Annotated in this window: 29 protein-coding genes and 1 pseudogene; 17 read left to right on the top strand and 13 right to left on the bottom strand. The window is 72.6% G+C overall.

Features of this window, described 5'->3' with window-relative positions; genetic code table 11:
• Nucleotides 1-83: 83 nt before the first annotated feature.
• Both E1262_RS24180 and E1262_RS24175 read left to right on the top strand, forming a co-directional pair.
• Nucleotides 84-965 (top strand): methyltransferase, encoded by an 882-nt coding sequence (locus E1262_RS24180; protein WP_132106448.1) that lies wholly within the window; start codon nt 84-86, stop codon nt 963-965.
• A 232-nt stretch (nt 966-1197) separates the two neighbouring features.
• Nucleotides 1198-1623 (top strand): Hsp20/alpha crystallin family protein, encoded by a 426-nt coding sequence (locus tag E1262_RS24175; protein ID WP_132106446.1) that lies wholly within the window; start codon nt 1198-1200, stop codon nt 1621-1623.
• Between the two features lie 94 nt (nt 1624-1717).
• Here E1262_RS24175 and E1262_RS24170 read toward each other — a convergent pair whose 3' ends face one another.
• Nucleotides 1718-2188: a hypothetical protein gene (locus E1262_RS24170; RefSeq protein WP_132106444.1), complete on the bottom strand. Its 471-nt coding sequence runs from the start codon at nt 2186-2188 to the stop codon at nt 1718-1720.
• A 103-nt stretch (nt 2189-2291) separates the two neighbouring features.
• Here E1262_RS24170 and E1262_RS24165 point away from each other — a divergent pair, with 103 nt between their 5' ends.
• Entirely contained in the window at nt 2292-2831 is a 540-nt protein-coding gene (locus E1262_RS24165) for a GNAT family N-acetyltransferase (RefSeq protein ID WP_162606050.1), read from the top strand.
• 124 nt (nt 2832-2955) lie between these two features.
• Complete coding sequence (locus tag E1262_RS24160) at nt 2956-3228, top strand: DUF6401 family natural product biosynthesis protein (RefSeq protein WP_203454335.1); 273 nt, start codon at nt 2956-2958, stop codon at nt 3226-3228.
• 18 nt (nt 3229-3246) lie between these two features.
• Here the strand turns inward: E1262_RS24160 and E1262_RS24155 are convergent, their stop codons facing one another.
• Entirely contained in the window at nt 3247-4110 is an 864-nt protein-coding gene (locus E1262_RS24155; protein WP_132106438.1) for a mechanosensitive ion channel family protein, read from the bottom strand.
• A 226-nt stretch (nt 4111-4336) separates the two neighbouring features.
• Here E1262_RS24155 and E1262_RS24150 point away from each other — a divergent pair, with 226 nt between their 5' ends.
• The 3 genes from E1262_RS24150 to E1262_RS24140 all read left to right on the top strand — a co-directional run bounded on the left by E1262_RS24150 (nt 4337) and on the right by E1262_RS24140 (nt 5675).
• Nucleotides 4337-4801: an SRPBCC domain-containing protein gene (locus tag E1262_RS24150; protein WP_132106436.1), complete on the top strand. Its 465-nt coding sequence runs from the start codon at nt 4337-4339 to the stop codon at nt 4799-4801.
• Nucleotides 4798-5136, top strand: coding sequence for an ArsR/SmtB family transcription factor (locus tag E1262_RS24145; RefSeq protein ID WP_132106434.1), 339 nt, complete (start codon nt 4798-4800; stop codon nt 5134-5136). Before E1262_RS24150 ends, E1262_RS24145 begins: the two co-directional genes overlap by 4 nt.
• Nucleotides 5137-5228: 92 nt before the next feature.
• A complete protein-coding gene (locus E1262_RS24140; protein WP_132106433.1) occupies nt 5229-5675 on the top strand; it encodes an SRPBCC family protein in 447 nt (148 codons plus the stop codon).
• On the opposite strand, the gene E1262_RS24135 is transcribed toward E1262_RS24140, so the two are convergent.
• Nucleotides 5672-6148, bottom strand: coding sequence for a VOC family protein (locus E1262_RS24135; protein ID WP_132106431.1), 477 nt, complete (start codon nt 6146-6148; stop codon nt 5672-5674). The two genes, E1262_RS24140 and E1262_RS24135, sit on opposite strands and share 4 nt — an antisense overlap.
• A 73-nt stretch (nt 6149-6221) precedes the next feature.
• On the opposite strand from E1262_RS24135, the gene E1262_RS24130 reads away from it, so the two are divergent.
• From E1262_RS24130 to E1262_RS24120, 3 genes are all read left to right on the top strand, one after another.
• The gene (locus tag E1262_RS24130; protein WP_132106429.1) at nt 6222-6692 is read left to right on the top strand and encodes a MarR family winged helix-turn-helix transcriptional regulator; all 471 of its coding nucleotides are present in this window, start codon (nt 6222-6224) and stop codon (nt 6690-6692) included.
• 81 nt (nt 6693-6773) lie between these two features.
• A complete protein-coding gene (locus tag E1262_RS24125) occupies nt 6774-7718 on the top strand; it encodes a ribose-phosphate diphosphokinase (protein ID WP_132106427.1) in 945 nt (314 codons plus the stop codon).
• A gap of 81 nt (nt 7719-7799) precedes the next feature.
• Nucleotides 7800-8060, top strand: a complete 261-nt coding sequence (locus E1262_RS24120) for a hypothetical protein (RefSeq protein ID WP_132106425.1) — start codon at nt 7800-7802, stop codon at nt 8058-8060.
• Between the two features lie 56 nt (nt 8061-8116).
• On the opposite strand, the gene E1262_RS24115 is transcribed toward E1262_RS24120, so the two are convergent.
• Both E1262_RS24115 and E1262_RS24110 read right to left on the bottom strand, forming a co-directional pair.
• Complete coding sequence (locus E1262_RS24115; RefSeq protein WP_132106423.1) at nt 8117-8440, bottom strand: rhodanese-like domain-containing protein; 324 nt, start codon at nt 8438-8440, stop codon at nt 8117-8119.
• Nucleotides 8437-9120 carry an iron-dependent transcriptional repressor DtxR gene (locus E1262_RS24110; protein WP_132106421.1) on the bottom strand — a complete coding sequence of 228 codons (684 nt, stop codon included), beginning with the start codon at nt 9118-9120 and terminating at the stop codon, nt 8437-8439. Before E1262_RS24110 ends, E1262_RS24115 begins: the two co-directional genes overlap by 4 nt.
• Before the next feature lie 199 nt (nt 9121-9319).
• Here E1262_RS24110 and E1262_RS24105 point away from each other — a divergent pair, with 199 nt between their 5' ends.
• The 3 genes from E1262_RS24105 to E1262_RS24095 all read left to right on the top strand — a co-directional run bounded on the left by E1262_RS24105 (nt 9320) and on the right by E1262_RS24095 (nt 10981).
• Nucleotides 9320-10108 (top strand): ParA family protein, encoded by a 789-nt coding sequence (locus E1262_RS24105; RefSeq protein WP_203454333.1) that lies wholly within the window; start codon nt 9320-9322, stop codon nt 10106-10108.
• Nucleotides 10105-10386 carry a hypothetical protein gene (locus E1262_RS24100; protein WP_132106417.1) on the top strand — a complete coding sequence of 94 codons (282 nt, stop codon included), beginning with the start codon at nt 10105-10107 and terminating at the stop codon, nt 10384-10386. Before E1262_RS24105 ends, E1262_RS24100 begins: the two co-directional genes overlap by 4 nt.
• A 97-nt stretch (nt 10387-10483) precedes the next feature.
• A complete protein-coding gene (locus E1262_RS24095; protein WP_203454331.1) occupies nt 10484-10981 on the top strand; it encodes a 2'-5' RNA ligase family protein in 498 nt (165 codons plus the stop codon).
• Between the two features lie 46 nt (nt 10982-11027).
• Here the strand turns inward: E1262_RS24095 and E1262_RS24090 are convergent.
• From E1262_RS24090 to nagA, 3 genes and pseudogenes are all read right to left on the bottom strand, one after another.
• A pseudogene (locus E1262_RS24090) lies at nt 11028-11729 on the bottom strand (aldehyde dehydrogenase family protein); the annotation flags it as partial.
• Nucleotides 11730-11853: 124 nt separating this feature from the next.
• Entirely contained in the window at nt 11854-12672 is an 819-nt protein-coding gene (locus E1262_RS24085; protein ID WP_132106411.1) for a helix-turn-helix transcriptional regulator, read from the bottom strand.
• A 42-nt stretch (nt 12673-12714) separates the two neighbouring features.
• A complete protein-coding gene (gene nagA / locus E1262_RS24080; RefSeq protein WP_132106409.1) occupies nt 12715-13842 on the bottom strand; it encodes an N-acetylglucosamine-6-phosphate deacetylase in 1128 nt (375 codons plus the stop codon).
• A gap of 103 nt (nt 13843-13945) precedes the next feature.
• On the opposite strand from nagA, the gene E1262_RS24075 reads away from it, so the two are divergent.
• Entirely contained in the window at nt 13946-14629 is a 684-nt protein-coding gene (locus tag E1262_RS24075) for a hypothetical protein (RefSeq protein WP_132106407.1), read from the top strand.
• A 528-nt stretch (nt 14630-15157) separates the two neighbouring features.
• On the opposite strand, the gene pdxH is transcribed toward E1262_RS24075, so the two are convergent.
• A complete protein-coding gene (pdxH, locus tag E1262_RS24070; RefSeq protein ID WP_238993039.1) occupies nt 15158-15796 on the bottom strand; it encodes a pyridoxamine 5'-phosphate oxidase in 639 nt (212 codons plus the stop codon).
• Between the two features lie 180 nt (nt 15797-15976).
• On the opposite strand from pdxH, the gene E1262_RS24065 reads away from it, so the two are divergent.
• Entirely contained in the window at nt 15977-17083 is a 1107-nt protein-coding gene (locus tag E1262_RS24065; protein WP_132106405.1) for a citrate synthase 2, read from the top strand.
• A gap of 146 nt (nt 17084-17229) precedes the next feature.
• Nucleotides 17230-18381 carry a phosphoserine transaminase gene (gene serC, locus E1262_RS24060; protein WP_132106403.1) on the top strand — a complete coding sequence of 384 codons (1152 nt, stop codon included), beginning with the start codon at nt 17230-17232 and terminating at the stop codon, nt 18379-18381.
• Between the two features lie 555 nt (nt 18382-18936).
• Here the strand turns inward: serC and thpR are convergent.
• Nucleotides 18937-19485 (bottom strand): RNA 2',3'-cyclic phosphodiesterase, encoded by a 549-nt coding sequence (thpR, locus tag E1262_RS24055; RefSeq protein ID WP_132106401.1) that lies wholly within the window; start codon nt 19483-19485, stop codon nt 18937-18939.
• 53 nt (nt 19486-19538) lie between these two features.
• Between thpR and argS the strand changes: the two genes are divergently transcribed.
• Nucleotides 19539-21287: an arginine--tRNA ligase gene (gene argS / locus E1262_RS24050; protein WP_132106399.1), complete on the top strand. Its 1749-nt coding sequence runs from the start codon at nt 19539-19541 to the stop codon at nt 21285-21287.
• A gap of 3 nt (nt 21288-21290) precedes the next feature.
• Here the strand turns inward: argS and E1262_RS24045 are convergent, their stop codons facing one another.
• From E1262_RS24045 to E1262_RS31835, 3 genes are all read right to left on the bottom strand, one after another.
• Nucleotides 21291-22598, bottom strand: a complete 1308-nt coding sequence (locus E1262_RS24045; RefSeq protein WP_132106397.1) for an MFS transporter — start codon at nt 22596-22598, stop codon at nt 21291-21293.
• Nucleotides 22595-23086, bottom strand: coding sequence for a MarR family winged helix-turn-helix transcriptional regulator (locus E1262_RS24040; RefSeq protein ID WP_238993037.1), 492 nt, complete (start codon nt 23084-23086; stop codon nt 22595-22597). Before E1262_RS24040 ends, E1262_RS24045 begins: the two co-directional genes overlap by 4 nt.
• Before the next feature lie 224 nt (nt 23087-23310).
• Complete coding sequence (locus E1262_RS31835) at nt 23311-24483, bottom strand: DUF2530 domain-containing protein (RefSeq protein WP_132106395.1); 1173 nt, start codon at nt 24481-24483, stop codon at nt 23311-23313.
• Between the last annotated feature and the right edge of the window lie 195 nt (nt 24484-24678).

The following is a 24678-nucleotide window of genomic DNA, read 5'->3' as shown; positions in this document are numbered from 1 at the left end:
GCACAATGGGTCAAGGCTGACAACGGCGTCGGACCTCGGCTGAGCACGCGGCCGACCGGCGCCTCGTCAAGGGGGGCCGAGCAATGAACGTCCGTGAGAGCACCATCGTCATCAACTGGGCCGACGAGGCCGAGTGGCTGTGTGCCGCCGTGGCCGACGACGCCGCCTGGTACGCGTCCGTGGCCCGCGAGCTGGCCCGGCCGAGCGACCGGCTGGCCGTCGACATCGGCTGCGGCGGCGCGGGCATGGCCGTCGCGCTGGGTGCCGCGCTGCCGCCGGCCGCGTTCGTCGTCGGGGTCGACGGCGACGGCGACGTGCTCGACGCCGCGCGCCGGCGGATCGTCGAGGCCGGTGTGGACGACGGTCACATCCGGCTGCTGCGTGCCGACCTCGACACCGACCTCGCCGTCCTGCCCGTGGTCGCCCGGGGCGCGGACATCATCTGGGCGTCGTCGTCGATCCACCACCTCGCCGACCAGCAGGCGGCCATCGACGCGCTGGCCGCGCTGCTGGCGCCCGGCGGCCGGCTGGCGCTGGCCGAGGGCGGCCTGCCCGCGCGGCACCTGCCGTGGGACGTCGGCGTCGGCGAGCCCGGACTGGAGGTGCGCCTGGCCGCCGCCGAGGACCGCTGGTTCGCCCGCATGCGCGCCAGCGTCCCGGGCAGCGTCCCGATGCCATACGGCTGGCTCACCGCACTGCGCCGCGCCGGCCTCGTCGACGTCACCACCAAGACGTTCCCGCTCGAGCGGCCCGTGCCGCTGTGCGAGGCGGACCTCCGCTCGGTGCTGCTCAGCCTCCGCCACCGCGTCGACCGCGCCCACGCCGACGGTGAGCTGCGGCCGGCGGACAAGGCGGCCTGGGACCGCCTGCTCGACCCCGGCGACGACGCCTGGCTCGGCCGCCGCGACGACGTGTACTCGCTCAGCGCGCGCAGCGTGCACATCGGGCACCGCGCCGCCGTCTAGTCCCTCGGATGTCGTCGGGCCGGGCATGTCCGTAGGTACGGTCGCCCTGGCTCGGCGCCTAGCGCCGACGATATCGAGGAGGCCTCCGGCCCCCTCTCATCGCCGGCCTACCCGGCCCTCCTAGGCTGGTCCGCATCGCCCACGGCGAACGGCGGGAATTGAGTGTGGTCGACTCAAGTTATAGGTGTCAGACCTGGTGATCCCAGGTACTTGACCACGAAGGAGAGTCGCCATGAGCACCACACTCGTACCGTTCGCCGACGTCGACCGGCTGTTCCGCAGCTTCTGGGACGCGCCCGTCCCCGCCGGCTCCGTCAAGGGCTTCGCTCCCGCCGCCGACGTCGCTCGTGAGGGCGACGACCTGGTGGCCCGCTTCGACCTCCCGGGCCTCGACCCGGAGAACGACGTCACCGTCGAGGTCGAGGGGCGCCGGCTCGTCGTACGCGGCGAGCGGAAGGACGTCCGCGACGAGAACGGCAACGGCCGCCGGTTCCGTGAGGTCCGGTACGGCAGCTTCCGCCGTACGGTCGCACTGCCGGTCGCGGCCGACCCGAGCGCCGTCGGCGCCGGCTACGACGCCGGCGTCCTGACCGTGACGGTGTCCGGTGTGTACGCGGGCACCTCGCCCACCCGTATCGAGGTGCAGCGCGCCGCCTGACCACAGCGGCGAACACACGGCAACGGCCGGGGTGGTCCACACGGACCGCCCCGGCCGTTTCGCGTCCCCGGGTCCCGGCGGGGCGCGGCCTGCGTCAGGGCTCGATGGCGACGACGGAGTCGACGCGGAACGGCGTGCCCTGCTGGCACGTGGTCATGACGCCCTCCTCGACCGCGCCGGTGACCTGCACCTCGCGGCCGGACGCGATGAGCTCCTGGTCGCCGCCCAGGAGCAGGTAGCCGTCGAGCAGCCAGCAGCCGGACTCCACACCCGGCACCGGGAATCCGGTCAGCTGGGTGACGCCCGGCGTCGTCGTGGGCTGAGGGACCGGGGTGTCGGACGGGGTCGGCTGCGGCGTCGTCCCCGGATCGGTGGGGACGCTGGTCGGCGGGTCCGTGGGGTCGTCCGTCGGCAGGGTCGGCTCGCCGGTGGGCAGCGTCGGCGTGGCGCTGGGTTCGCCGGTCGGCGTGGACGACGACGTCGGGTCGTCGCCGCCGGTCGCCGGAACGTCGTCGCCGCACCCCGCCAGCAGCAGGATCGCCGTCAGCGCGGCGGCTGTCAGCACCCGGTTCTCCCTCACGATGATCAGACGTCCGGCGCTCGGCGGCGGTTCCGCGGTCCGCCGCGGCCGCCGCCCCAGGAGTGCCCTATGTCCTAGGGTGAAGGGCGTGATCTGGACCGTCTCCACCGACGCCGGACCCATCGTCGTCCGGGAGCAGATCGAGCCCGACGACGAGCCCGGGATCCTGGAGCTCTTCGCCGCCTGCGACGACTGGTTCGAAGCCGTCAACGGCACGCCGTCGGCCCCCGGCGACGTGCAGAGTCTGTTCTACGCGCTGCCCGAGGGAGCGTCGTTCGAGGACAAGCGGCTGTTCACGATCCGCGACGGCGACAAGATCGTCGGGCTGATCGACGCCGTGCTGGGGTTCCCGCACCGCGGCGCGGCCGCGGTCGGCCTGTTCCTGATCGCGCCGTCGCACCGCCGCCGCGGACTCGGCACCGCAGTCGCGAACGTCCTGCTCACCGAGGCCCGCGAGGGCGGCCTCGACACCGTCACGGCGTCGGCGCACGACACCTGGCCGACCGGGCAGGCATTCCTGCGCGCGCTGGGCTTCACCATCGGCCCGCCGGCCGAGCCGTCCGGAAACCGCGTCAGCGCCTCCGGCGAGGCGCCGGTTCGCCGCGCGAGCCTGTCGATCGGCGCCTGAGCCGCCCCGGGCGTTCGGCGGCGGACCGGTGTTCGTACCCTGGGCAGCCATGAACTGGTTGGCGCCTCGGCGGAGAAGGCTCATCGCTCAGCGGGAGCTCTCGTCGCTCGCTGCACTGGTCGGCATGGAGACCAGGTCGCAGTGGGCGCCGGGACTGCTCGCCGAGGTCGACCAGCACGCCGCCGCCGTCCGCGACATCCTGATCCTCGGCGACCACGGGCTGGGCCCGGTGGAACTGGCCGATTACGCACGCGGCGTCGAGGACGTCGCCCGCGACCGCGGGTGGCGGCCCGGTGGCCACGACTGGGTGACCCTGCGACTGGCCGGGGTGTGCCTGCTGGCCATGACCGACGGGGTCATGGCCAGCATCTCGGACGGCGACGCCGCGCTCTCCTGAGCAGCGCCGTCACCGGTCTTACGGGTAGTCGCGCGGCGGCGCGCCCGGGTACCGGCCGGTGTCCGGTTCCATGCCGGTGGGCCGGCCGGTGCCGGCCGGAGGCGCGCTCGTCGTCGACGGCGTCCCGCTGGGCGGCATCTCGGACGGCGGTACGCCGGCCGGCGTCTCGTGCGCACGCAGCGCGTCCTCACGGCCTCGCTGGTAGGCCTCACTGCGGGACCGCGCCTCGGGGATCTCCCGTTCCGCACGGCTGAGCCAGCGCTCCCAGCGCTGCTCCATCGGCCGCAGCATTCCGCCACCGACACCGACGATGATGACGCCGGCAACCGCGGCCAGCACGGCGATCAGCACCGGAGTGGTCACGGTCGTGGCGACTCCGACCTGGTTCAAGGCGGCGATCACACCGAGGGCGATGACGAAGACCTGCACGATCTTCGCGACCAGCCGGCCGTAGCTCAGCGAGCTCAGCGCGCTGCCGACGAGGTCGCCGAGGGCGCTGGCGACCGCCGTCGCCACCACGACGATCACGACCGCGACGACCGCCTGCGGCAGCCAGGCCACGATGTCGGACAGCAGGTCGCTCACCGGGTTGGGCCCGAAGACGCCGAAGGCCATCTGCAGCGCCAGCAGGAGCACCGCGTAGTAGACCAGCGTCGCGATCAGGCCGCTGGCGTCGTACTTCGACTGCGCCAGAGCCCTTCTGACACCGCCGCGCTCCACGGCGCGGTCGAAGCCCACCCGCTCGAGCACGACGTCGACCAGCTTGCGCAGCCCCTTCGCCACGAGCCAGCCGATGAGGAGGATCACCAGGAACGCGGCGAACCTCGGCAGGAACGTGATCACGGCGTCGAGCGCGTCGTTCCACGATTGCGTGATGTCCATCCGGCTCACATCCTTCCGGGCTCGGCCGGCCCGCCGCCCTTCGGCGGCCGGTCCCATGCCCTACCGGCACCCGGGGTGCTTACCCGCCGAGCGAGATCCCACGCGCCTCACATGCGTCGTGGTGAGCGAGCCGCCGAAGCCGTACCGCAACCAAGGGTTGCGCATCTCTTCCGACTTGGCCTACAGTCATACGCAACCAAGGGTTGCGAGAGAACGGGACAGCACGATGGAATACGGCAGCATCGAGCGGGAGATCCACATCGAGGCCACGCCCGAGATCGTCTACGAGGTCATCAGCACGCCCGAGCACCTGCGGGAGTGGTGGCCCGACGAGGCGAAGCTCGAGCCGGTGGCCGGCGCCACCGGGACGGTGACGTTCGGCGATCCGTCCGCTCCGGACGCCAAGGTCCAGCCGCTCACCGTCGTCGAGGCCGAACCGCCGCGGCGGTTCGCCTTCCGGTGGGCCTATGACGAGAACGTGGCCGCCGCGCCGGGCAACTCGCTCCTGGTGACGTTCGACCTGGTCCCGTCCGGCGCGGGCACGCTGCTGCGGTTCACCGAGTCGGGGTACCGCGAGCGCGGCTGGGAGGGTGCCGTGCTCGAGGAGAGGTACCGCGAGCACCTGACCGGCTGGGACTACTTCCTGCCCCGCCTCGTCGGCTACATCGACCGACTGGTGTCTGCGCCGTGACCGAGGCGATCGACGACGAGCTCTGGTCGGCGGTCGGCGACCCGACCCGGCGACGGATCCTCGACCTGCTGCTGGCCGGCGGCGGCGGCACGGCGACGACGCTGAGCGATCGGCTGCCGGTCACCCGGCAGGCGGTCGCCAAGCACCTCGGCGTCCTCGACCGGGTCGGCCTGGTGCATGGCACCCCGTCCGGCCGCGAGCGCCGCTACGACGTCGACGAGGCCCAACTGGCCCGCGCGGTCGCACAGCTGACGTCCGTCGGCGCCACCTGGGACGCCAGGCTCGATCGCATCAAGCGGATCTCCGAGGCGATCCAGCGCCGCCGTCAGGGCTGACCTCGACAGACCGACCACACGCCGTCACGACCGTGGCGGCGCCACCCAACCGCGCCCGAAACGCGGGCGCCCACGAAGGAAGAGGTATCGAGATGGTGGACATCCTGCACCGCGTCGGCGCGACGGCGTCGCCCGACGCCGTCTATACGGCCCTGACCACGATCGACGGGCTGGTCGGCTGGTGGACGGAGAAGACGAGCGACGCCAGCGACGACGTGATCCGGTTCCGGTTCGACTTGCCGCAGGGTGAGGACGGCTTCGACATGAAGGTCCTCGAGACCGTGCCCGGGAAGCTCGTGCACTGGGAGGTCGTCGCCGGCCCCGAGGAGTGGATCGGGACACACGTCCGGTTCGACCTCAAGCAGGAGGACGACTACACGATCGTGCTGTTCCGGCACGAGGGCTGGAAGGAGCCGGTCGAGTTCATGTACCACTGCAGCACGAAGTGGGCCACGTTCCTGATGAGCCTCAAGGAGCTGGTCGAGACCGGCACCGGCAAGCCGGCGCCGGCCGACGTCCAGATCAGCAACTGGCACTAGAGCTGCAGCGCTCGGGGCGGCGACGCCAGGAGCTCCGCGTCCTCCCAGTCCATGCCCGGCACGTCGACGTACAGCTCGATCTCATTGCCGTCCGGGTCGGCGATGTAGAGGCTGTGCGTGACGACGTGGTCGGTCGCGCCGAGCACCGTCGTGCCGGCCTCCTGCAGCGTCCGCAGCGCTTCTCGCAGCTCGTCGTCGGACGTGCCGATCTTCAGCCCGAAGTGGTACAGCCCGACCCGGCGCCCGACCGGCAGCGCCGCCGCGGCCGGACCCACCTCGATGAGCAACAGCTCGTGGTGGGTACGGCCGGACGGCGCGTTGAACATGGCGAACGGCATCGGCAGCGGGCCGGCGCCGTCACCGCCGGGCTTCGGGAGCACCTGCCGCCAGCCGAGCACGTCGCGGTAGAACGCGACCGAGCGCTGGATGTCCCGCACGTACAGCACGATGTGCCCGAGCTCCCTGACCTCCACGGTCTCTCCTCCTCGCCGGCCGCCCGTCCGGGCGGAAAGTTGAACGCTCAACCATCATCGTATGCTGTGCGTCGTGAAGTCGACGCGGTGGCTGAGTGACGACGAACAGAAGGTGTGGCGGACCTACCTGCTGGCCAACCAGCTGCTGTGGGCGGCCCTGGACCGGCAGTTGCAGCGCGACGCCGGCATGCCGCACGCCTATTACATGATCCTGGCCATGCTCTCCGAGGCGCCGAACCGCGAGCTGACGATGTCGCAGCTGGCCCGCATGGTCGGCTCGTCGCCGAGCCGCCTGTCGCACGCCGTGTCACGGCTGGAGCAGACCGGCTGGGTGCGCCGCCGCAAGCACGACACCGACGGCCGCACCACGGTCGCCTCGCTCACCGATGACGGCTTCGCCGTCCTGGCAGCGGCCGCGCCCGGCCACGTCGACGAGGTCCGCAGCATCCTGTTCGACCCGCTCACCCCGGAGCAGGTCGAGCAGCTCGGTGAGATCGTCGCGGCGATCGTCGCTCCGCACAACGGCCGGGTCCCGCACGTGTGAGATGCTCACGACGGCGGCAGCCACAGCCGGCCGACGACGCCCCCGAACCACGCCGACTCGACGCGAGAGAGGGCACCGACCATGCGAGACATCGCCGTGTTCAGTGGCAGCGCCCACCCGGAACTCGCCACCGAGATCTGCGCCCAGCTCGGCGCCGCCCTCAACCCGGTCCGCATCCAGCGCTTCGCCAACGACTGCCTCGAGGTGCAGTTGCAGGCGAACTGCCGCGAGCACGACGTGTTCCTGATCCAGCCGATCGTCCCGCCTGTGCAGGAGCACCTGGTCGAACTGTTGCTCATGCTCGACGCCGCCCGGGGCGCCTCGGCCGCGCGGATCACCGTCGTCATGCCGCACTATGCCTACGCGCGGTCGGACAAGAAGGACGCTCCGCGCATCTCCATCGGCGGCCGGCTGATGGCGGACCTGCTGGTCACGGCCGGCGCGAACCGCGTGCTGGCGATGACGCTGCACTCGCCGCAGGTGCACGGGTTCTTCAGCGTGCCGGTCGACCAGCTGCACGCGCTGCGCGAGCTGGCCGCCCACTTCCATGGGCGCGACCTCTCCAACACCGTCGTCGTCTCGCCCGACCTCGGCAACGCCAAGCCGGCGTCGGCGTTCGCCCGCATGCTCGGCGTCCCCGTCGCGGCCGGCGCCAAGCAGCGCTTCGCCGACGACAAGGTGACGATCACCGCGATCATCGGCGAGGTCGAGGGCCGCGACATCATCGTGCTCGACGACGAGATCGCGAAGGGCAGCACGCTGATCGAGCTGATGGACCGGCTGCGCGAACGCGACGCCCGCTCCATCCGCATCGCCTGCACGCACGGCCTGTTCGCCGGCGACGCTCTGCGGCGGCTCGGCGACCAGCCCGACGTCGAGGAGATCGTCTGCACCAACACCGTTCCACTCGCCGACGGCACCGGCCACCCGAAGCTGACGGTGCTGTCGGTGGCCCCGCTGCTGGCCGAGGCGATCCGCCGGATCCACAACGGCGAGTCGGTCAGCGCGCTGTTCCACGACACGTGAGAGGCAGCTCACCCCCAGCACCGGTACCAATCCGGGCATTTCCCAGACGGCGGCCGAACCCGCCCTCCATACTCAGTGCTCATGACGAGGAGTCAGTTCGAGACCATGGCGGGCTTCGCCGACCCGCTCACCGCTGTCACCCGCCGGGGCAAGCTCGTGCTCGCCCAGCGCGAGGGGTTCCTCGAGCTCGACGCCGCCGGTGAGCGGTTCGAGCTGCTCGGCCCGTTCGACAGCGCCGCCGAGCTGGGCGACGACGTCGAGATCACCGGCGTCGTGGCCCCGCAGGGTCGAGGGGCCCGCGAGACCCCGGCGATGCTGGTGCGGCACGTCCGCCGGCTCTGACCGTCCCTGAGAGAGCGGGCGGCCAACCGGCCGCCCGTTGCTGTGACGTCTCTCGTCTATTCCGGCAGGCCGGTCTCGACCGGGTGGCCGGCGCGGATCCACGCGTTCGTTCCGCCGGCGACGTTACGAACGTCGTAACCCTGCGCGTCGAGGTAGTCGGCCACCTGCGCGCTGCGCCCGCCGACCGCGCACACGATGTACACGGTGCGGTCGCGCGGGATGTCTCCGATCTGCTCGATGACCGAGCCCATCGGGATCAGCTGGACGCCGGGGATGTGCGCCTCGACGTACTCGCCCGGCTCACGGACGTCGACGATCGTGGCGCCGCCGTCCTTCCACTGCGCCGCCAGTTCGTCGACGGAGACCTCGGCTGCGCTCACGGGACGCTCACGAAGATGTGCGAGGCGTCGGCGGCGGACAGCTCGACGGTCTCGGTGCTGCGCACCTGCACGCCGTTGTCGGTGGTGGTGGCCCGCACTGTGCGGCCGGGGACGATCTCGGCCTCACGCAGGCTGGCCAGCAGCTTCTCGTCGACCTGCAGCGGCTCGCCGATGTGCCGGACGGTGACCTCGGCGCCGTTGACGGTGCCGGCCTGGCGCAGCTGCCGGACGCCGGCGCGGAAGTCCTCGACGACGATGGCGCTGCCCAGCTCGGCCAGGCCGGGGATCGGGTTGCCGTAGGGGTCGGCGGCCGGCTCGTGCAGGAGGTCGACCAGGCGGCGCTCGACCGCCTCCGAGACGACGTGCTCCCAGCGGCAGGCCTCGTTGTGCACCAGCTCCCAGTCGAGCCCGATGACGTCGACCAGCAGCCGCTCGACCAGGCGGTGCTTGCGCATGACCCGCATGGCCAGCAGCCGGCCCTTCTCGGACAGCTCCAGGTGACGATCCTCGTCGACGTGCAGCAGGCCGTCGCGCTCCATGCGGGCGACGGTCTGGCTGACGGTGGGACCGGACTGGTGCAGACGCTCGGCGATGCGCGCGCGAAGCGGGACGATGCCTTCCTCTTCGAGCTCGAAGATCGTCTTGAGGTACATCTCTGTCGTATCGATGAGGTCGCTCACCCGACGGCTCTCCTCGCATGACTCATGAAATTCGGCTGGCCCTCCGGCCCGTGGTGCCGTCGGTTGCCCACAACCCGCCGGGGTCGGGTTGATACGTCGAGCTTATCGCGACCGCGTCTCGTTTCCGGTTTCGATGGGCTCGGCGCTCCGGACCGAGACGCCGGGCGTCAGCTCGTGGGAGACTCACCGGGTGCCGGTGGTGAGCGTTCTGAGCCTCAAGGGCGGCGTCGGGAAGACGACCGTCACGCTCGGGCTGGCAGGCGCGGCCGCCGCACAGAAGCTGCGCTGCGTCGTCGTCGACCTCGACCCGCAGGCCAACGCCACGACGGTTCTCGCGCCCGACGGCGTGCAGTTCACCGCCAACGACATCCTCACCGGCGACCGGCCGGTGGCCATCGGCGACGCCCTCGCGGTCAGCGGCTGGGGCGAGCCGGTCCGCGTTCTGGCCGGCGAGCCCGCGCTCGAGCGGCGCAACCATCCGCCCGACGGCCACCCCGGCCGGCACCACGTGCGCGCCGCGCTCGCCGGCCTCCGCGACGCCGACCTCGTCCTCATCGACTGCCCACCCAGCCTCGCCGAGCTCACCCGCAACGCGCTGGCGGCCAGCGACACCGCGCTCATCGTCACCGAGGCGACGGCCTTCGCGCTGGCCGGCGCCCAGCAGGCGCTCGACGCCGTCGACGCTGTCCGCAGCGCGCACAACCTGCGGCTGCGGCCGGCCGGCATCGTCGTCAACCGGTTCCGCGTCGGCGCCGCCGAGCACCGGTTCCGGCTCGACGAGCTGATCGCCGCCTACCGCGACCTCGTCATCGACCCCGTGCTGCCGGAGCGCTCGGCCGTCACCCGGGCCCAGGGCGCCGGGGTGCCGATCCAGCGCTGGCCGTCCCCGGGTGCGCGCGAGGTCAGCCGCGTCTTCGCCGGCTACCTCACGCTGCTGACCACGGCCAGGACCGGAGCCGGCCCGTTCTCGAAGGGGGCCTCCCGATGAGCTCGTCGCTGCCCCCGCCGCGGCCCGCCCTGGTCCGCGGCCGCGACGGCACCGTCCGCCCGGCCGCGCCGCACCTCTCCTCGCTGGCCGTCGACGAAGCCGCCCTCGCCAAGGCGGTCAAGAAGCACAAGAAGAAGGCGCACACCGGCGACGACGCAGACCTGGTGGTGACGCTGTCCAAGCGCGACCGCAAGCGGCTGCGGCGCAAGGCCGAGTCCTACGGCTGGACGGCCGAGGAGGCCGCGGCACACGTGCTGCGCGCCTGGGCCGACGGATAGCCCCAAAGCCGACCGCGAGGTTCCAAGCGGCGGCGAGTCCCACGAGGAAGAGAGAACCAGGCCGGGATTCACGGTCCTGCAGATCCCCGTGCCGGCCGTGGAGTCGTTCGTCCGGGGCCGGTTCGAGCACTACGACCGCGCGTATCTCTCGGCCGATCCCGCCTTCACGCACGCGCACATCACCGTGCTGGCGCCGTTCCTGCCCACGCCGGACGCCGCGTCGCTGGAGGCGGTGGCGGCCATCCTGGCGGCGACGGCGCCGGTCGCGTTCACGCTGCGCCGGCTGGAGACGTTCCCGAACGGCGTCATCTACCTCCCGCCGGAGCCGGCCGAGCCGTTCCGGGCGCTCACCGAGCGGTTCGTCGCGGCGTTCCCGCAGTGTCCGCCGTACGGCGGCCAGTTCCCCGACATCGTCCCGCACCTCACCCTCGACTGGCGCTCGGCCGAGGTCTCGGTGGAGTCGACCCGGGACCGGCTGGGCGACACCGTCCCGGTGAGCTGCGTGGCTGACCGCGTCGACCTCGCGTGGTACGAGCCGCACCGATCTCGGGTGCTGACCAGCTGGCGGCTGGGCGATTCTCCCTTTCCCGTGTAGGACTCGCCGCCGTCTGAGACCTCGCGGCCGGCCTCGAGGCTAGCCCTCAGAGCTGGATGGCCTTGAGCTCGGTGAACTCCTCGACACCCGCCCGGCCCATCTCGCGGCCCGTGCCGGACTGCTTGTAGCCGCCGAACGGCGCGAGTGGGTTGAACGGCGCGCCGTTGACGTAGACCTGCCCGGCCGCGAGCCGCCGGGCGACATCGAGGGCGTGGTCGCGGTCGCCGAAGACGGCGGCGCCGAGGCCGTAGATCGTCCCGTCGGCGATCTCCACGGCCTCGTCCTCCGAGCGGTACGGAATCACGCTGAGCACCGGCCCGAAGATCTCCTCCTGAGCGACGACCGACAGCGGGTCGACCCCCGCGAAGATCGTCGGCCGGACGAACGCGCCCCGCTCGAAGCCGGTGACCCGGCCCGGTCCGCCGTAGACGAGGTCCAGGCCGTCGGCGACGCCCCGCTCGATGTAGGCGTTGACCCGCTCCCACTGGGCCTGCGACGCCAGGGGCCCGATGCGGGTGTTCTCGTCCCACGGGTCCCCGACCGTGTAGGCGGCCGCCTCGGCGACCAGTTCGGCGACGACCTCGTGGTGCCGGTCGGCCGGCACCAGCAGGCGCGTCCACGCCCCGCAGGCCTGGCCGCTGTTCGTCCAGGCGTACCGGAGCGTCTCGGCGACGGCGTGGTCGATATCGGCCTCGGGCAGGACGATGTTCGCGGTCTTGCCGCCCAGCTCCAGGGCGACCCGCTTGAGGGCGCCGCCGATCCAGTGCCCGTCGATGTCGAGTTCGTGCGGTGCGGGGATGAGGTCATGCGTGACGGTCATGCTTCCACCCTGCGGCGGGTCCGCCGGGCGAACCATGCTCTGTCTGTCCCCCTCAGACGGTGAGCAGCCGGACCTTCTCCTCGCTGTTCGAGCGGGGCTCGACAGTGAAGATCGTCAGGACCTGCGAACGGTCCGGATCGAAGAGGTTGTCGCCGCGGACGTCGACGACGCCCAGCTCTGGATGGAGGATTCGCATCGGCGGGCACACGGCGTCGGCGACCGGGTGGGTCGCCCAGATTGCGGCGAACTCGGCGCTGCGGCGGCGCAGCTCGCTCACCAAGGCTGCCGCCGTCGACCGGGGCCCGGCCGCCGCGGTGGCGGCCGCCAGGCCCGTGACCAGGTTCCGGGAGTGCCGGTCGTGGTCCGCGGCCGGCGTGCGTAGCCGCGCGTCCGGGTCGGTGAACCACCGGTAGGCACGGCTGCGCGCGGCGCCGGTGTACCGCGACTCGCCGCCCAGCAGGGCCCGGGCCGCGGGCGTCTGCAGCAGCGTCCGGCCCACCGGGTCCGACACCATCGCCGGCACGTCGCCGAGCCGATCGAGGACCCGGCGCATGCCGGGCGCCACCTCGTCCGGGCTCTCGGTCCGCGGCGGGGCGGCCCGCCCGGCCAGCTCGAACAGGTACTCGCGCTCGCCGTCGGACAGCCTCAGGGCGCGCGCCATCGAAGCCAGCACCTGGCCAGACGGTACCGGTCCCCGGCGCTGCTCCAGCCGCGTGTAGTAGTCCGTCGAGATGCCGCTGAGCAGTGCGACCTCGTCACGCCGCAGGCCCGGGGTGCGCCGCTGCCCCACGCCCGGGCGCAGCCCCACGTCGTCGGGCCGGAGCGCCGCCCGGCGCGAGCGGAGGAAGTCGGCGAGCTGTGCGCGTTGCATCGCTGTCCTCAACGGCGCTGTGCCCGGCCCGGATTCCTGCGGTCAGACCCACTCGCCGCGCGCCATGACGGCGTCCACCGTCAGGTCCGCGTCGAGCACGACGAGGTCGGCATCGAGGCCCGGGGCGAGCGCGCCGGTGCGGCCGTCGATGCCCAGCAGCCGGGCCGGCGTCGCCGACGTCGCGCGCACAGCCTCCGGCACGGTGAACCCGGCCTGCTCGACGGCGAACCGGAACGCGTGGTCCATGGTCAGGGTGCTGCCGGCGATCGAGCCGCCGTCGACCAGCCGGGCGACCCCGTTCTCGACCCGCACGGCGAGCTCGCCGAGCAGGTACTCGCCGTCGCCGATGTCCGTCGCGTCCATGGCGTCGGTGACCAGGGCCACGCGTTCTGGACCGGCCGCGTTGCGGACCAGGCGAGCGACCGCGGCGTGCAGGTGGACGCCGTCGAGGATCAGCTCGACGGTGATCCGGTCGTCCTCCAGGAGCGCGACGATCGGGCCCGGGTCGCGGTGGTGGACCGGCGCCATAGCGTTGAACAGGTGCGTCGCGACCGTCGCCCCGGCGTCGATGGCGCGTTTCGTGATGTCGTAGCCGGCGTCGGTGTGCCCGACGGCGGCGACGGCCCCCGCGGCGACGACCGCACGGACGGCGTCCAGGCCGTGCTCCAGTTCGGGGGCTAGCGTGACCATGCGGACGGTTCCTCGGCCGGCGGTCAGCAGGCGCTCGACGGCGGCCGGCTCCGGGGTGCGCAGGGCGCGCTCGTCGTGGGCGCCCTTGCGGGCCGGGGAGATCCACGGTCCCTCCAGGTGGACGCCCGCGATCAGCCCGTCGTCGGTCAGCTCGGCCAGCGCCCGCACATCGTGCTCCAGCGCGGCGTATTCGCCGGTGACCAGGCTCGCGACGACGGACGTGGTGCCGTGGCGGCGGTGCGTGGCGACGAAGGTGCTGATGGCCTGCGGGTCGGCGCCGACGACGGTGCCACCGCCGCCGCCGTGCGTGTGCATGTCGACGAAGCCGGGGACCAGCCAGCGTCCCACGAGGTCGCGGTCCGCGGGGCGTGGCGGCGTGCCCAGGCCCAGCGCGGCGATGCGGGCGCCGTCGACCTCCAGCCAGCCGTCCTCCACTACGCCGTCCGGCGCGACCATCACCGCACCGGCGATCACCGTCATGCGCGTTCCTCCCGGCTTCGTTCCGTGTCGGTCCGCACCGTATCGCGTGGGCCTCCGGCCCCTCTCGTCGCCGGTATGCCCGGCCCTCCTAAGCTCGGTCGGCATGACGGTGACGGTGCAGTCGCGGTTCCGCGGTCCCACCACGTCGGGCAACGGCGGTTACGTGGCGGGCGTGCTGGCCGCGCGGCTCGGCGCCGGGCCGGTCACCGTCACGCTGCGCACGCCGCCACCACTGGAGACGCCGCTGTCGGTGCGTTCCTCTCTCGACGGCGGTCTGGAGCTCGCGGACGGCGACATGCTGGTCGCCGTGGCCGGCGCCTCCGGCTCTGAGGGTGACCTGGTCGCCGTCCCGCCCGTCCCCGTCGCCGAAGTCGCGGAGATTTCCGCGCGCTACCCCGGGTTCTCGGCCCACCCGTTCCCCGAGTGCTTCGTCTGCGGCCCGGCCCGCTCCCCCGGCGACGGCCTGCGGCTCTTCCCCGGCCGCGTCGGCGACGGCCGGACCGCCTGCCTGTGGTCGGTCGGCGACGACGTCGCGGGCGCGCCGGAGTTCGTCTGGGCGGCGCTGGACTGCCCCGGCGGCTGGTCGGCGCCGATCGAGGGCCGCCCCATGGTGCTCGGCCGCATCACCGCCCACGTGTCTGATGTACCGGCGGCTGGCGAGTCGTGCCTGGTCATGGGCGGCTTCGTCGGCACCGAGGGGCGCAAGACCTGGACGGACTCCACCCTCTACGGCGCTGACGGCCGCGTGCTCGGCCGCGCTCGGTCGACGTGGATCGCGATCCCCTGAATCTCTCCGTTTTGTTCCCTGGTTCACGTCGCGGAAAAGGCGTTGCCGCGGGGGCGTTGGCGGCATAACGTGGTGGGCACACGGAGAGGAGGTGGTCCAGTAGATGAATAGCTATCGGACTCGTGAGGTGGCTGCTCGCTAGCAGCCCTGCTCGTCGCAGGACTTGGGGGTGACCCCCGCGTTCGCCGGCTTGGTTGCTGGCAACTACCGAGCAGTCACCCGACCCGTGGGCTCCCGGCGCTGGTCCGTCCGGGCCACGTTTCGCGACCGTGTGTCGCGGAGGCGTGGAAGTAGCCCACGGGTCGTTCCATTTCTGGGCCTTTTCGTACGCCACATTTGCCGGCCGTCCCCCGGCCACACCTTCCGCGCGTCACCACGTTTTCTGGAGCATCACCACGATTGCAATCGTGGTGATGGTGCAGGAATCCTGGTGATGTAGGCGATCCTTGATGATCATGGCTGTCCACAGACCGGGGCCAGAGGAGGCCAGCCCACCCGTCACCACAGCGACGGCAGGCCCGACGAACGTCAGGGAGCCAGCCGTTCCACCACCCACTTCTCGCCGTCCCGGCGATACCGCAACCGATCGTGCAATCGAGCGATCCCGCCCTGCCAGAACTCCACCGTCTCGGGCACCACGCGGTACCCGCTCCAGAAGTCCGGCAGCGGCACCTCGTCGGGATACCGCTCGGCGATCTCGGCGGCCGCCGCCTCCAGCTCCTCCCGGGTCGCGATGACCGACGACTGCCGGCTGGCCCAGGCACCGATCTGCGACTCCCGCGGCCGGCTCCGCCAGTACGCCAGCGTGGCCGCCCGGGACACCGTCGACGCCGAGCCGCAGACGAGGACCTGCCGCTCCATGGCGATCCACGGGAAGCACAGCGACACCCGCGGGTTGCCGGCGATCTCCTTCGCCTTGCGGGAGCCGGTGTTGGTGAAGAACACGAAGGCGCCGTCGTCGATGCCCTTGAGCAGCACGGATCGGCTGCTGGGCTGGCCGTCTGGGCCGGTGGTGCCGAGGACCATGGCGTTCGGCTCGGTGATGCCCATGGTGACGGCGTCGTGCAGCCAGGCGCGGAACTCGTCGAACGGGTCGGGCGCGAGGTCGCGCTCGAGCAGCCGCCCCGCGGTGTAGCGCCGGCGCATCCGCGGCAGTCCTTCCTCCACGCCCTCCACTCTGTCACCACCTCCAGACAGAACGCGCGTCCCGCGTCGCCCACCACAGGGACGTGGCCAAGGCCACTGTGGGAAACCGCACATTCACATTGTCGCAACTTGTGGAGAGCCACCAGTTGCGGGGCATGATGGACGTGGGGGCCCGCGAGCGCACCACGAATGGAGATGTCAATGACCGAGGTCAAGCATGGCCTTGAGGGTGTCGTAGCGTTCGAGACCCAGATCGCCGAGCCCGACAAGGAAGGCGGTGCGCTGCGCTACCGCGGGGTCGACATCGACGACCTCGTCGGCCGGGTGCCGTTCGGCAACGTGTGGGGTCTGCTGGTCGACGGCGCGTTCGATCCCGGCCTGCCGCCGGCCGAGCCGCTGGAGCTGCCGGTCCGCACCGGCGACGTCCGGGTCGACGTCCAGAGCGCGGTCGCCACGCTGGCCCCGTTGTGGGGCTTCAAGCCGCTGCTCGACACCAGCGACGAGGACGCCCGCGACCAGCTGGCGCGCAGCGCGTCCACCGCGCTCTCGTTCGTCGCCCAGTCGGCGCGGCACGCGGCCGGGCAGGCGCCCGTGCCGGACGACGTCGTGGCGCAGGCCGGCAGCATCGTCGAGCAGTTCATGGTGCGCTGGCGCGGCGAGCCCGACCCGCGGCACAGCGCCGCCGTCGACGCGTACCTGACGTCGGCCGCCGAGCACGGCATGAACGCGTCGACGTTCACCGCCCGGGTGGTCGCGTCCACCGGCGCCGACGTCGCCGCGTCGCTGTCCGCCGCCGTCGGCGCGATGAGCGGCCCGCTGCACGGCGGCGCTCCGTCGCGAGTGCTGGCCATGATCGACGAGATCGAGCGCACCGGCGACCCTGTCAGCTACGTCAAGGGCATCCTCGACCGCGGCGAGCGGCTCATGGGCTTCGGCCACCGTGTCTACCGCGCCGAGGACCCGCGGGCCCGCACGCTGCGCCGCGTCGCCCGCGAGCTGGGCGCACCGCGCTACGAGGTCGCCGAGGCGTTCGAGAAGGCCGCGCTCTCGGAGCTGCACGAGCGCAAGCCCGACCGCGTCCTCGCCACCAACGTCGAGTTCTGGGCCGCCATCGTGCTCGACTTCGCCGAGGTCCCGGCGAGCATGTTCACGTCGATGTTCACGTGTGCCCGCACGGCCGGCTGGTGCGCGCACATCCTCGAGCAGAGGAAGACCGGCCGGCTGGTCCGCCCGTCGGCCATGTACGCGGGCCCGGGCGCCCGCACCCCCGACACGGTGCCCGGCTGGGACCCCGCCTGGGCCGCCTGACCAGCACCAACGTACGCCGCAACGCGCCGGTCCGTGTCAGCTGACGGACCGGCGCTCGCATGTCCGCGTTCATGCGGCACAATGGCCTATCTGACAGTGTCGTCACACTTCCGTAACCCACCGGACACCCGACACGGAGCGCAGCCATGACCGACACTGTGCAGATCCCCGACGACCTCAAGCCCGCCGACGGCCGGTTCGGCTCGGGCCCGAGCAAGGTCCGTCCCGAGGCGCTGGCCGCCCTCGCCGCCCAGGGTGGGGCCGTCCTCGGCACGTCGCACCGGCAGGCGCCGGTGAAGAACCTGGTCCGCCGGGTCCGCGAGGGCGTCGCGGCGCTGCTGAACCTGCCCGATGGCTACCAGGTCGTGCTGGGCAACGGCGGCACGACGGCGTTCTGGGACGCCGCCGCGTTCGGCCTGGTCCGCCAGAAGGCGCAGCACCTGTCCTTCGGCGAGTTCTCGTCGAAGTTCGGCACCGTCACCAAGACCGCGCCGTGGCTCGACGAGCCCAGCATCGTCAAGGCCGATCCGGGCTCGCTGCCGGCGCCGGTCGCCGAGGACGGCGTCGACGTCTACGCGTGGCCGCACAACGAGACCTCGACCGGCGTCATGGCGCCGGTCCGCCGGGTCGACGGCGCCGCCGAGGACGCGCTCCTGCTCATCGACGCCACCAGCGGCGCGGGCGGCCTGCCGGTCGACCTCACGCAGGCCGACGTCTACTACTTCGCGCCGCAGAAGAACTTCGGCTCCGACGGCGGGCTGTGGATCGCCGCGTTCTCGCCGGCCGCGCTGGCCCGGGTCGAGGAGATCGCGGCCACTGGCCGGTACGTCCCCGCCTTCCTCGATCTGCCGACCGCCATCGACAACTCCGCCAAGGACCAGACGTACAACACGCCGGCCGTCGCGACGCTGTTCCTACTGGCCGACCAGCTCGACTGGCTCAACGACAACGGCGGCCTCGAGTTCGCCGTCGGCCGCACCACGGCGTCGTCGAGCCACCTGTACAGCTGGGCCGACAAGACGCCGTACACCACTCCGTACGTCAGCGACCCCGAGGCCCGCTCGCTGGTCGTCGGCACCATCGACTTCGACGACAGCGTCGACGCCGCCGCGGTGGCGAAGGTGCTGCGGGCCAACGGCATCGTCGACGTGGAGCCGTACCGCAAGCTGGGGCGCAACCAGCTGCGCGTGGCGATGTTCCCGGCGGTCGATCCGGCCGACGTCGAGGCGCTGACGGCGTGCATCGACTTCGTCGTCGAGAAGCTCGGCGCCCAGGAGGGCCGGGCAGACCGGCGATAAGAGGGGGCCGAAGGCCTCCTCGACATCGTCGGTGCAAGGCGCCGAGCCAGAGTGACCGTACCTGGGCCATGCCCGGCCCGACGACATCCGAGAGATCAGGTCACCAGGACGGTCGCAAAACAACGCCCGGCCGCGGTTGGTGTCAGCGGCCGGGCGCGTCGTTGGTTCCGTTCACTTCCGGAACCTCATTCCCCCGTCGTGTTCCTAATCAACCATAGATCTCCGCGATCATCCTGGGGATCATCCGTTCGGTCCTCTGACGGTCATCCGCGCGGTCAGCATTTCACGGTAGTAGTCAGCCGATTTGCGCTGGCTAGCGGGCCTGCCGGCACCGTTTCCGCGCAGGTTGATCATCTAGTCACGCCGTTGGTCACTATCAGGTGAATTCGCGGCGCCGACCAGCGCGGCGGCCGCTGCAGGGCGGCGCGTAGTCTGAGCCGGACGACCCGCGAAGGAGGCGACCACGGTGCGGCCGAAGACCACCCGGCAACTGGTGACCGCCGCACTGGTCCTCATGGTCCTCATGGTGGCGGTGGCGGCCCTGCTCTGACGGCGTCAGCGGCGGCCGGTCAGCGGGAAGCGGGCCAGCGCCTCGTACCGCGGGCCGTGGCCGGGACCACCGGGCCGCGACCGGAACAGCGTCACGGTGTCGGCGGTCCACTCCGGCCCCGCGTACGGCGCGAGCCGCTCGACGTACGGCCGCAGGTCGGCGGCGCCGCGGGCCCGGGCCAGCGTGACATGCGGCCGGAACCGCTGCCGCTCCTCGGACCCGACGCCGATCCGCCGGCCGGCGGCGCGTGCCGATCCCGCCAGCGCGCGCAGGGCGACGCCGTCGCCGTCGACCCCGGCCCAGAGCACCGCCCGGCCGAACCGCCCGGCGCCCGCGATGCGCGCCTGGGTGGCCGGGTGCCGGCGGGCCGCCCGCGCCAGCCGCTCGGTCAGCTCGGTCAGCCGGTCCTCGCCGACCTCGCCGTAGAACGCCAGCGTGAGGTGCCAGCCGGCCCGGTCGGACCAGCGCAGCACGTCGTCGCGCACCCCGTCGACGACGGCGGCCAGGTGCGCCAGCGCGTCACGGGGCGGCTCGACCGCGGCGAACAGGCGCATGCCACAACAATTCCATGGCACCAGCGGCATGGGCACTGCGACCATGACGCACCATGACGCGCTCGTTGCTGATGGAGGTCTCCAGGGCCGTGGCGGACGGCATCGCCGCCGCCGACCCCGCGCTGACCGGCGCCGACCCGCTGGTCCGGCCGAGCGACCGTGCGGACTTCCAGTCCGGCGCGGCGCTCGCGCTGGCCCGACGAGCCGGCCTGCCGCCGGGCGAGCTCGCGGCCCGAGTGGCGGCCGAGGTGAGCACGAGCACGCTGGCGGACGTGCGAGTGTCCGGCCCGGGGTTCCTCGAGCTCACCGTCGCACCGGACGCCGTGTGGCGGCGGGTCGCCGGCCGGGCGTCGCGGGCCGACCTCGGGGTGTCGCCGAGCGAGGCGGGACGCCGGACGGTTATCGACTACTCGGCGCCCAACATCGCGAAGGAGATGCACGTCGGCCACCTGCGCTCGACGATCATCGGCGACTGCCTCGCCCGGGTGCTCGGCCGGCTCGGCGCCGAGGTCGTCCGGCAGAACCACCTGGGCGACTGGGGCACGCAGTTCGGCATGCTCATCCAGTACCTCGACGAGCATCCCGAGGCGGCTTGGCGCCACGGTGAGCTCGCCGGCGACGTCTCGTCGGTCTCCGCGCTGAACGGTCTCTACCGGGCGGCACGGGCGCGGTTCGACGCCGACTCCGCGTTCGCCGACCGGTCCCGGGCTCGGGTGGTCGCGCTGCAGTCCGGCGACCCCGCGACCGTCGCCGTCTGGCAGGAGATCGTGGCGGAGTCCGAGGCCTCGTTCCGGCAGCTCTACGACCGGCTCGACGTGCTGCTGACCCCGTCCGACTCCGCCGGCGAGTCGTTCTACAACGACCGGCTGGGCGAGGTCGTCGACGAGCTGACGAAGGCCGGCGTCGCGGTGGTGAGCGACGGCGCGGTGGTGGTGTTCTCGGCGGACGAGCAGCGCCCGGACGGCGCACCGGTGCCGCTGATCCTGCGCAAGCGCGACGGCGGCTACGGGTACGACACCACCGACCTGGCGACGCTGCGGCATCGCGTGTCCGAGCTGCACGCCGACCGGATCCTCTACGTCGTCGACGCGCGGCAGGCGCTGCACTTCCGGCTGGTCGCCGAGACGGCGCGGCGGGCCGGCTGGCTACCGGACGGCGTCGAGGTGGCGCACGTTTCGTTCGGCACCGTGCTCGGCCCGGACGGGCGGCCGTTCCGGACCCGCGCCGGCGACACCGTCACGCTCGGCAGCCTGCTGGACGCCGCCGTCGGCCGCGCCCGGGCCGTGCTCACCGAGAAGAACCCGTCGCTCGACCTGGCCGAGGCGAGCCGGATCGCCGAGCTGACCGGAATCGGCGCGGTGAAGTACGCCGAGCTGTCGACGTCGCGGACCAAGGACTACACCTTCGACATCGACCGCATGGTGTCGTTCGCCGGCAACACCGGCGGCTACCTGCAGTACGCGCACGCCCGGATCGCCGCGATCCTGCGCCGCGCCGAGGGCGAGCCGGACGCCGTCGTCGACGTGACGGCGGGCCTGCACCCGGCCGAGCGGGCGCTGGGCCTGGCGCTGGACGGGTTCGGCGACACGCTGGCCGACGTGGCCGCGACGCTGGAACCGCACCGGCTGTGCACGTACCTCTACGACACCGCGCGGGCGTTCACGGACTTCTACGAGGCGTGCCCGGTGCTGACGGCGGCGGAGCCCGAGCGCGGCAACCGGCTCACACTGTGCCGGCTGACGGCGGCGACGCTGCGGGAGGGCCTGGGGCTGCTGGGCATCGCGGCGCCGGAGCGGATGTGACCGTCAGGCCACCCGGACCTGGGCCGGCTCGTCCGCAGGCATGGGCGCCGGCGCGGTGGTCACGACGACCAGTCCGGGCCGCGGCCGCAGGCGCGTCCGCACCACGACGCCGCTTCTCGGGGCCAGGATCAGCAGCGCGCCGATGGCGAACACTGCCGTCAGGATGCCGCCGCCGAGCAGCGACCAGCGCGCGCCGAACGCGTCGGCGACGAAGCCGATGACCGGCGCGCCGAACGGCGTGCCGCCCATGAAGATCATCATGTAGAGCGACATGACCCGGCCGCGGACGTACTGCGGCACCGTCGTCTGCACGTACGCGTTGGCCGCCGTCATCACCGTCATGGCGAGGATGCCGACCGGTATCAGCGAGATCGCGAACAGCAGGTACGTCGGCATCAGCCCAGTCGCGACTTCGAGCAGGCCGAACACCACCGCGCCGCCGACGATCAGCCGCCGTCGCGGCACCCGCCGCCGGGCCGCGACCAGCGCGCCGGACAGCGTCCCGATGGCCATGATCGAGCCGAGCAGGCCGTACTCGCCCGGGCCCTTGTCGTAGACGTCGGTGGCCATCAGCGCCATGGTCATCTGGAAGTTCATGCCGAACGTGCCGAGCCCGAACATGATCGTGACGACCATCAGCAGGTCCGGCCGCGACCACAGATACGACACACCCTCGCGCAGCTGCGAGAACGTGCCCGCGCGCTCGGCGTCGCGCTTCGGCCGGCCGCCGACGCCGCGGAGCAGCAGCAACGCGAGGATCGGCGAGACGAACGACGCGCCGTTGAGGATGAACACCCAGCCGGTGCCGATGAGCCCGATGAGGATGCCGGCGAGGCCCGGCCCGATCAGCCGCGCCGCGTTGAACGACGCGCTGTTGAGTGCGACCGCGTTGGTGAGGTCGTCCTTGCCCACCAGCTCGGAGACGAAGGCCTGGCGGGCCGGGTTGTCCAGCGCGCTGCCGACGCCGAGCAGGAACGCGAGCACGTAGACGTGCCAGATCTCCGCCAGCCCGGTGAGCGTCAGCACGCCGAGCGTCAGCCCGACCAGGCCCAGGAACGAGTTCGTGAGGACGAGAAGCCGGCGCTTGTCGAACCGGTCGGCGAGCAGGCCACCGAACGGCGCCACCAGCAGGAACGGCAGGAACTGCAGGCCAGTGGTGATGCCGACGGCCTGCGCGCCGCCACCGAGCACGACCAGCACCAGCCAGTCCTGCGCGATGCGCTGCATCCAGGTGCCGACGTTGGACAGGAACATGCCCGACCAGAAGAGCCGGTAATTGCGGTGTCGGAGCGAGTGGAACGTAGGACTCACAGGCCGGCCAGTTTCTCGAACACGGGCAGCGCAGCGCGCAGCCGCTCGCGCTCATCGGGGGTGAGGTCGCGCAGCTTGTGCGTCAGCCAGGCGTCACGGCGCTTGCGGTCGGCGGCGGTGCGCGCCTTGCCGGCGTCGGTGATGCGGACGTTGATGACCCGGCGGTCGACCTTGTCGGGCTCGCGGACGGCGAGGCCGAGCTCCTCCAGGCCCGAGACGATGCGGGTCATGGACGGCGGGCGGATGCGCTCGCACGCCGCCAGTTCGCCGACCGGCAGCGGGCCCTTGCGTTCGAGGATGCCCAGCGCGGACAGCTGGTTCAGCGTCAGGGAGTCGTCCTCGCGCTGGTTGCGGATGCGGCGGTTCAACCGGCCGACGGCGATGCGGAGGGAGCTGGCCAGTCCGGCCTGGGTACGCGGCTGCGCCGGGCCCGAGCGCGCCGGCTGGCTCTGGGGCGCGGTGTTCTGGGTGATCTTCGCGGCTGGCACTTTGGTTAGTCTAACTCATTACCTTTGCTAAAGGCCAGTGGCGTCTCATCGGTTTGGTGCTGGCGCACTCGGGACGGCTCGCGCTCGACGAACTCAGGTGATGCCGGACGATGGGCGCGGCGGCGGCTGCCGCCTTCCAGCAGAAAGCCGGGTTCTGCCGGGACCCGGCTGACCGTTCGCGCCGCTGGAGGTCTAGCGAGACACGGGGCAGGTGCGGACCAGCGTCAGGCGGTGTCGGACCGGCGGGCGCGGCGACCGCGGTAGCGGCTACCGCCCTGGGTGTCGTCGGCGTCGGCGGCGGGTGCGTCGTCCTCCGCACGTCGGCCGCCGAAGGTGGTGTCCAGCAGCGGCTCGTCGTCGTCCAGAGGGGTCGGGGCGGGGCGAACGGGCGCGTCGCCGAACAGCTCCGAGGCCGGCGGCGAGGTGCGCCGGGCCGGCCGCTCGGGCGGCTGCGGCGCCGGGCGGCGGTCGGGACCGGGTCGCGGCGCGGCCGCGGCCGGTCGCTGGCGTGCGGCCGGGCTATCCCCCGAGCCGGGTCGCGGCGCCGCGGCCGGGCGCTCGGACGCGGCCGGTCGCGACGACGGCGCCGCCGGACGCTCACCGGGAGCGGGCCGGGACGGTGCCGCCGGACGATCCGCTGCAGCGCTCGGACGTTCGCCGGGAGCCGGTCGTGGCGACGCAGCCGGTCGCGGCGGCGCGGCCGGACCGGGACGCTGCCCGGCCACCGGACGCTCGGCGGTCGAGGGGCTCGGGCGCGACGGCGCGACGGGCTGCTCGCCGGTCCAGCTCGGCCGGCCGTGCGTCGTAGTGTCGGGACCGGCGCCGCGCAGGTCTGGGCGGGCACCGGGTCGTGTGGGCGGCAGGTCGACGCGGGTGGCATCGGTGCGCGAGGTCTCGGGACGAACCGGCGGCAGGTTGCCGGTGTCGATCGGCCGGGTGACGGAGTCGGGAGCGGTCTGCGGTCCGGCCGGCCCACGGGCCGGGGGCGCGCCGTCGGCCCGTCGCGGCCCCTCGCCGCGCAGCGGCTCGTCCGGCATCGGCTCGTCGCGCGCGATCACCTCGCCGCGGGTCAGCACCTCGCCGTCGGCGGACTCGGCCGCCGCGCGGGCTGCCTCGGCCTCCTCGCGCTCGAACTCGATCGCGTCGCGCCGCTTGCGGGCGTACTCCAGGCCCAGCAGCCCGAGCCCGACGCCGGCGAGGCAGGTCCAGACCCACCAGCCGCGCCCCTCGGCCTGCAACGTGTCCATGCGCAGGGCCAGCAAGACGAACGCGACCGCCCACAGAACGGTGACGACCGCGACCGTGCGAACGCCGTCGACGTCGAGCGGCTGAACCTGGTCAGGCTCGACCGCCTCGACCTCTGGCTCCCCTGGGGACCGCCGTCGACGCTTCGCCATATTCCCAGGCTAGCTGCAAAGCCGACCGCGAGGTCCCAGACGGTGGCGAGTCCCACATGGGAAAGGGGGAATCACCCGGCCAGATCGATCGCGGTGAGCCGATCCACGGCCCGCCGTATTCGTTCGGTAACGATCTTCTGGCATCCTCACGCCCGAAACCGGCTGCGTCCGTCCCCCCGCCGAGCCGCCCGGAGG

It is taken from the genome of Jiangella aurantiaca (assembly GCF_004349105.1).
In the GTDB taxonomy this organism is placed as follows: domain Bacteria; phylum Actinomycetota; class Actinomycetes; order Jiangellales; family Jiangellaceae; genus Jiangella; species Jiangella aurantiaca.
The sequence above is the reverse complement of the archived record's forward strand: the minus strand, read 5'-3'. Positions and strand labels throughout refer to the sequence as shown.

Excerpts from the sequence above, each read along its gene's own strand:
- E1262_RS31835 (WP_132106395.1), bottom strand. The coding sequence starts at position 24,483 with ATGGCGAAGCGTCGACGGCGGTCCCCAGGGGAGCCAGAGGTCGAGGCG.
- E1262_RS24160 (WP_203454335.1), top strand. The coding sequence starts at position 2,956 with ATGGAGACCAGGTCGCAGTGGGCGCCGGGACTGCTCGCCGAGGTCGAC.
- E1262_RS24180 (WP_132106448.1), top strand. The coding sequence starts at position 84 with ATGAACGTCCGTGAGAGCACCATCGTCATCAACTGGGCCGACGAGGCC.
- E1262_RS24155 (WP_132106438.1), bottom strand. The coding sequence starts at position 4,110 with ATGGACATCACGCAATCGTGGAACGACGCGCTCGACGCCGTGATCACG.
- E1262_RS24100 (WP_132106417.1), top strand. The coding sequence starts at position 10,105 with ATGAGCTCGTCGCTGCCCCCGCCGCGGCCCGCCCTGGTCCGCGGCCGC.
- E1262_RS24150 (WP_132106436.1), top strand. The coding sequence starts at position 4,337 with ATGGAATACGGCAGCATCGAGCGGGAGATCCACATCGAGGCCACGCCC.
- argS (WP_132106399.1), top strand. The coding sequence starts at position 19,539 with ATGACGCGCTCGTTGCTGATGGAGGTCTCCAGGGCCGTGGCGGACGGC.
- E1262_RS24140 (WP_132106433.1), top strand. The coding sequence starts at position 5,229 with ATGGTGGACATCCTGCACCGCGTCGGCGCGACGGCGTCGCCCGACGCC.
- E1262_RS24065 (WP_132106405.1), top strand. The coding sequence starts at position 15,977 with ATGACCGAGGTCAAGCATGGCCTTGAGGGTGTCGTAGCGTTCGAGACC.
- E1262_RS24125 (WP_132106427.1), top strand. The coding sequence starts at position 6,774 with ATGCGAGACATCGCCGTGTTCAGTGGCAGCGCCCACCCGGAACTCGCC.
- E1262_RS24120 (WP_132106425.1), top strand. The coding sequence starts at position 7,800 with ATGACGAGGAGTCAGTTCGAGACCATGGCGGGCTTCGCCGACCCGCTC.
- E1262_RS24085 (WP_132106411.1), bottom strand. The coding sequence starts at position 12,672 with ATGCAACGCGCACAGCTCGCCGACTTCCTCCGCTCGCGCCGGGCGGCG.
- thpR (WP_132106401.1), bottom strand. The coding sequence starts at position 19,485 with ATGCGCCTGTTCGCCGCGGTCGAGCCGCCCCGTGACGCGCTGGCGCAC.
- E1262_RS24075 (WP_132106407.1), top strand. The coding sequence starts at position 13,946 with ATGACGGTGACGGTGCAGTCGCGGTTCCGCGGTCCCACCACGTCGGGC.
- serC (WP_132106403.1), top strand. The coding sequence starts at position 17,230 with ATGACCGACACTGTGCAGATCCCCGACGACCTCAAGCCCGCCGACGGC.
- nagA (WP_132106409.1), bottom strand. The coding sequence starts at position 13,842 with ATGACGGTGATCGCCGGTGCGGTGATGGTCGCGCCGGACGGCGTAGTG.
- E1262_RS24175 (WP_132106446.1), top strand. The coding sequence starts at position 1,198 with ATGAGCACCACACTCGTACCGTTCGCCGACGTCGACCGGCTGTTCCGC.